General features: G+C 64.5%; 6 protein-coding genes. 3 read left to right on the forward strand and 3 right to left on the reverse strand.

Annotated features, from left to right (window positions below):
* Together VFV09_14290 and VFV09_14295 are read right to left on the reverse strand one after the other, a co-directional pair.
* Positions 1 to 697, reverse strand: a 697-nt coding sequence (locus VFV09_14290; GenBank protein HEU4868878.1) for a DUF1206 domain-containing protein, incomplete at its 3' end; no start/stop codon positions are given.
* Between the two features lie 57 nt (positions 698 to 754).
* Complete coding sequence (locus VFV09_14295; protein ID HEU4868879.1) at positions 755 to 1,309, reverse strand: PadR family transcriptional regulator; 555 nt, start codon at positions 1,307 to 1,309, stop codon at positions 755 to 757.
* Between the two features lie 24 nt (positions 1,310 to 1,333).
* Here VFV09_14295 and VFV09_14300 point away from each other — a divergent pair, with 24 nt between their 5' ends.
* The 3 genes from VFV09_14300 to VFV09_14310 all read left to right on the forward strand — a co-directional run bounded on the left by VFV09_14300 (position 1,334) and on the right by VFV09_14310 (position 4,086).
* Positions 1,334 to 2,251, forward strand: coding sequence for a hypothetical protein (locus tag VFV09_14300; GenBank protein ID HEU4868880.1), 918 nt, complete (start codon positions 1,334 to 1,336; stop codon positions 2,249 to 2,251).
* A gap of 9 nt (positions 2,252 to 2,260) precedes the next feature.
* On the forward strand, positions 2,261 to 2,749 hold the full coding sequence (locus VFV09_14305; protein HEU4868881.1) for a hypothetical protein: 489 nt from the start codon (positions 2,261 to 2,263) through the stop codon (positions 2,747 to 2,749).
* A gap of 119 nt (positions 2,750 to 2,868) precedes the next feature.
* The gene (locus VFV09_14310; protein HEU4868882.1) at positions 2,869 to 4,086 is read left to right on the forward strand and encodes a hypothetical protein; all 1,218 of its coding nucleotides are present in this window, start codon (positions 2,869 to 2,871) and stop codon (positions 4,084 to 4,086) included.
* Between the two features lie 50 nt (positions 4,087 to 4,136).
* On the opposite strand, the gene VFV09_14315 is transcribed toward VFV09_14310, so the two are convergent.
* Positions 4,137 to 4,985 carry a metal ABC transporter permease gene (locus VFV09_14315; GenBank protein ID HEU4868883.1) on the reverse strand — a complete coding sequence of 283 codons (849 nt, stop codon included), beginning with the start codon at positions 4,983 to 4,985 and terminating at the stop codon, positions 4,137 to 4,139.
* Positions 4,986 to 5,040 lie beyond the last annotated feature (55 nt).

Consider the following 5,040-nt stretch of genomic DNA (forward strand, 5'->3'; position numbering starts at 1 on the left):
CCGTGACGATCTTTCGCAGGGCGCCGTCGATCCCGACCGCCTTGGCCGGGTCGAAGGTCCAGGCGGCGTGAACGAAGAAGATGCCCACCAGGCTGAAGACCACGGCCCTGGCGTAGAGACCGGCAGCGGCGATGGGGAACAGGAACTTTTTCTGGGCCGGCGACATCTCCCGCTCCTTGAAGTCCTTGCGGTACTTGCGGGCAAATGCCCGGTAGCCGTTGTAGAGGCCGGCGGCGATAACGCAGAGGCCGAAGGCAAGCACAATCCATTTCCCGCCGGGCCACTCGAAGACCCCCGCAGTCGTCTTCTGGGCTTTTTGGGTCGACCCCTCGCTTTGATGCGTGAACGCGATCTTCACGGTGTTGTAGGCAAAAACCGAGTAGAGGACCCCCCGGAACAGGTAGCCGACCCGCTTGAATTTCCCTTCGGTCTCCTTCGACTTTCCCTCGGGGTCGAGGATGCCCTCGACCAGCCTCCAGATTGCGTAGCCGGCGAACCCGATGGCGATGGCTATGAGCATCGGGAACCCCCACGGCTTGGAGGACAGGCTCTGTAGGGCGCCCTCCTTGTCGGCCGAGTTCGGTTTCCCGAAGGGGATCTGGAAGGCAATGAATGCGATCAGCAGGTAGACGAGGCCCCTGCCCGCAAGCCCAAAGCGCGCGAGGTACTCAATTCCCTTCCGCTCTTCTTTCTTCAACGGCCCTCCAGGTTTGGCCACTCGGCCCGGGCATAGTATTGCCCGCTTGCGTCGCTCCTACTCGCGGCCGGGGGTGCGGGCCTTTTGGGGCTGGATCGTCGGGTCGGTTGCCAGGCCATCGAGCCAGGCGAGAAGCGTCTTCTGGTAGTCGATTCCGAACTGCAGGACCTGCCTTACGAACGGGTCGCTCCCGTACTCCTGCTGCATTGCCTCGAACTTGTCCAGCGCCTCGGCACCGCCCTCGAGCTCCCGGCCGATTATCTCCGCCAGGCGTTCGGGCGGGAGGTGCCGGCCGAAGAAGACGGTGAGCAGAAGCGGCAGGCGCACGATGGGCGAGCCGGGATCCCGGACAATCCAATCTCCGAACGCCGCGCGGCCGGCTTCGGTGATGGAGTAGGGGCGCCGATCCCGGGGACCGGCCTCGCCCGCCTCGACGAGCCCGAGCTCGGCCAGCGTTCGCAGCTCCCGGTAGACCTGGCTGCGGGTGACGTTCCAGAAGTTGGCGATCGATCCTTCGACGGCAGCCGACAGCTCCCAGCCGGTCATCGGGCTGTCGGTCAGAAAGCCGAGTAGCGATGCGGCGGTGGCGTTGATCTCGTCCGAGGTTGACATTCTAAATTAGAAGGTACACCATGAATGACCGTCCACATTGTTATGACACCCAGTCTCATGCAGGAGCGCCGGCACTTCAAGGAGGCATCAGTGACGAATGGATTCCCAGGACTGACGAACTCAGGATCTCTGCTTGGTGCGAATCCCAACACCGAAGAGGTCATTCGCAACACCGAGGCTGCCCGCGAGGTCGTTCTCAAGATGGCCGACATGCTGGACGGGCTCTCCGACACCTCCATCCCGGTTCCGCGCTCGGAGTGGAACGTGGGGGAGCACGGCGCCCACATCGCCTTTGCCAACATCGGGTTCGGCATGTTCGCGATGGGGCTGGAGTACCCGTACTCCGACGGCACCCAGGCGGGCCTGGCCGAGGAGAACGAGGTTTCACTCATCGGCTTCCCGGAACGGGAGGGCAGTGCCCTCGCCCAGCACCTTCGTAGCGGGATCGACAACTTCATCGGAACCGCCAGGGCCGGCGACCCGGATCAGGTGGTCAGCACCCCTCTGGGAAAGATGCCTCTCGGGACGCTCAGCTCGTACTTTTTGATCCACAACCTCATGCACGGCTGCGCCATCTCTTCCGCTTTGAACCACGACTTTCCGGTCGAGCCGGAGCACCTCCCGATGCTTTGGCCTCTGGTGGTGGCCAAGTTCAACCAGTTCGTGAACCTCCGGGCGAGCCGGGGGGTCGAGGGCACCGTCCACGTCAGCGTCCCGGGATATCTGGAGACGACCTTCAAAATGGAGAACTCCTACCTGACGATCCTCCCCGGCGCCGAAGGAACCGCCGACTGCCGGGTGGAGGCCGACGCCACACACTTCTTCCTCGTGCTCATCAAGCTGCTGAGCGTCCCCGAGGCCATCGACCTGGGCTACGTCAAGACGTCCGGGTCGAACCCGTTCCTCTTCGGGCGGATCATGAACGCGGTGGACGTCCCATAAGCTGAACCCATGCGGTTCGAAGAAATCCAGGCCATGCCCAAGGCGTGGACGCTGCTGTCGATCTTGCCCGGCCTCCTGCTGATGTTCGGGGCCCTGCGGGAGGGTGTCGCGGAGGGGGTGGTCCCGCTGCCGCTGGTGCTGCTGGCCGTGGCCTTGACCCTGATCTTCGGCCTCTGGTTCCGGAGGTTGAGTCTGATCACCGAGGTCGACGACACCACGGTCACCCTTCGCTACCAGGGCCTGCTCAAGACCCGGACCGTCCCCATCTCCACCGTTCGCAGTGCGAGGGCCCGCACCTACCGGCCGCTTCTGGAGTACGGGGGTTGGGGCATCAAGTTCGGGCCCAAAGGCTGGGTGTACAACGTCAGCGGGAAGGAAGGGGTCCAGCTCGAGCTGGACGGCGCCCGGCCTCTGCTGATCGGCTCCCGGCGGGCGGATGACCTGGTCGAAGCGATCACCTTGTCTCCCAAGTACACAGGCATCGGCGCGGGCGGGTAGGCCACGTCGGCCCCGTTCCAGAAATAACTAGACAGTTCCTGGAAACTTTCCTTTAGGAATCGTAAGACCTGCCGATCTCCTAGGTGGACACATCCGACGCCACGCCAAGGAGGAAGACTTTGAATACCTACGGAGGGGCTCTTAATCCCGCGCCCGTCAATCAGCCCGCAAACCAGTCGCCGAAGTGGATCATCTGGGGCCTCGTGGTCCTGGGGCTCGCCGCGGTAGGCGTAGTCGGATGGCAGGTATACAAGATGGCCGGCGCCGCGCCGGGAGCTGAGGCGGAGCAGACCCAGCCCCTGTCTCCGGAGCTCAAAGCAACGATCACCGAGTTGAAAGGCTTCGTCGAAAAAGAGCGCGGCCTGAAGTTCAAAAGGAACGTGAAGGTCACCCTGCTCAGCGAAAAGCAGTTCAAGGCCTATGTCTCCGACGCCTCCGCCTCAGAGCCGGAGACCGATGAGGTCGACGTCGGCAGGGTGACGTTCGAGGCGCTGGGCCTCATCGAAAAGAACATCGACCTGGACGCTCTCGGTGAAGCGGCGGCCGGGCAGAGCCTGCTCGGCTGGTACGACTCCGAGGAGAAAGCGCTGTTCGTACGGGGCAACAAGGTCACTCCGTTCATCAAGACGATCTTGGTGCACGAGTTGACCCACGCCCTGCAGGACCAGCACTTCGACATCGTCCGTGAGGACCTTTACGAGGCGAACGACGACTCCAGCCTCGGGCTGGAAGCCGTGGTCGAGGGCGACGCCACCAGGGTCGAGATGGCCTACTACGAGTCGCTGACCGCAGAGGAGGAGCGCCTGGTTGAGCTGGAGGCGAACGACGCCGGAGACCCGGCGACTTCTGAAGTCCCGGATGCCCTGAGCGCCTGGATGGCAGTGCCCTACCAGCTGGGCCCGGTCTTCATGGAGGCAATGTTCCAGGACGGCGGCAACGACCAGCTGAACAAGGCGCTGAAGAACCCGCCGGTCACCTCGGAGCAGCTGCTGTACCCCGATCTGTACCTCGCGAATGAGCCCGCAGTCCCGGTTGCCACGCCGCCGGCCGACGGCAAGGCCATCGACGACGGCATGTTCAGCCAGGTGGGCCTGGTGGTCATCCTGCAGGCGGCCATGGATCCGGAAGTCGCCTTCCAGGCGGCCGAGGGCTGGGGCGGCGACCAGTACGTCGTTTGGGAAAACGGCGACAAGTCGTGCATGCGGTTCGACATGGTGATGGAAACACCCAGGGACCAGCGGGAGCTGAACGCAGCCCTTCGGACCTGGGCCAAGGAGCACGGGGGCGCAACGGTGACGACTGTGGGAGCAGCCACCCGAACCACCGCTTGCCTGTAACGAGATAGTAGGACTGGACGGCCCCTCCCTAAAAGGGGGGGCCGCTTCAGCTAGATGTGCGCCAGGTGCCTTTGCTCCCGCCCGCCGACGCGGTGCTTCGCAGTCGCCAGGTAGACGACCGAGAAGAGCAGCCCGCCGGTCAGCACTATCGCAGGGCCGGAGGCAACATTGAGGTGGTAGCTGGCGATCATCCCGGTGAATCCGCAGAAGGCGCCGATGGCGGTCGCCAGAGGGAGCATCCGGGCGAAGGAGTGCGTCAGCAGCCGGGCGACCACCGCCGGGATTACGATCCCGGCGGCGATCAGCGTGACCCCCATGACGTTCATGGTCGCCAGGATCGACAGTGCCAGCACCAGCATCAGCAGGGCGTCGATCCGGCCGGTTTTGACGCCCGATGCCGCCGCCACCTCCGGGTCGAAGGTGGAGAACAACAGCGGCCGGTACTGCGTGAAGACCACAACCGATGCGAACACCGTGACCCCGAGCACCACCCAGACGTCGGCCGCCGACACCCCGAGCACGTTGCCGAACAGCACAGCATCCGGGTTCTGCCCGGGCGCGCCGAACAGCTGGATCAACGCCAGGCCCAGGGCGAACGAGGCGGTGGTTATCACGCCGATGGCGGCGTCGGACCCGATCGACCGGCGGCGGGTGACCCGGTTGATCAGCAGTGCGGAGGCCAGGCCCCACAACCCGGCGCCGACGAACAGGTTGATTCCCATCAGGCTGCTGGCGGCGAACCCGCCGAAGATGGCGTGCGACAGGCCGTGCCCGATGTAGCTCATGCTCCTCAGGACGACGTAGACGCCGATCATCCCGCAGAGCGCCCCTGCGACCGTCGCCACCGCGAGGCCGTTGCGGAAGAACTCGAACTCGAACGGTCGGAGGAACTCGCCCATCACTTCTCCGCCGCCGGCTTGAGGGGCACCACGTTGTCGGGGTCCCGGCGGTGAT

It is taken from the genome of Actinomycetota bacterium, from assembly GCA_035759705.1.
In the GTDB taxonomy this organism is placed as follows: domain Bacteria; phylum Actinomycetota; class CADDZG01; order JAHWKV01; family JAHWKV01; genus JAJCYE01.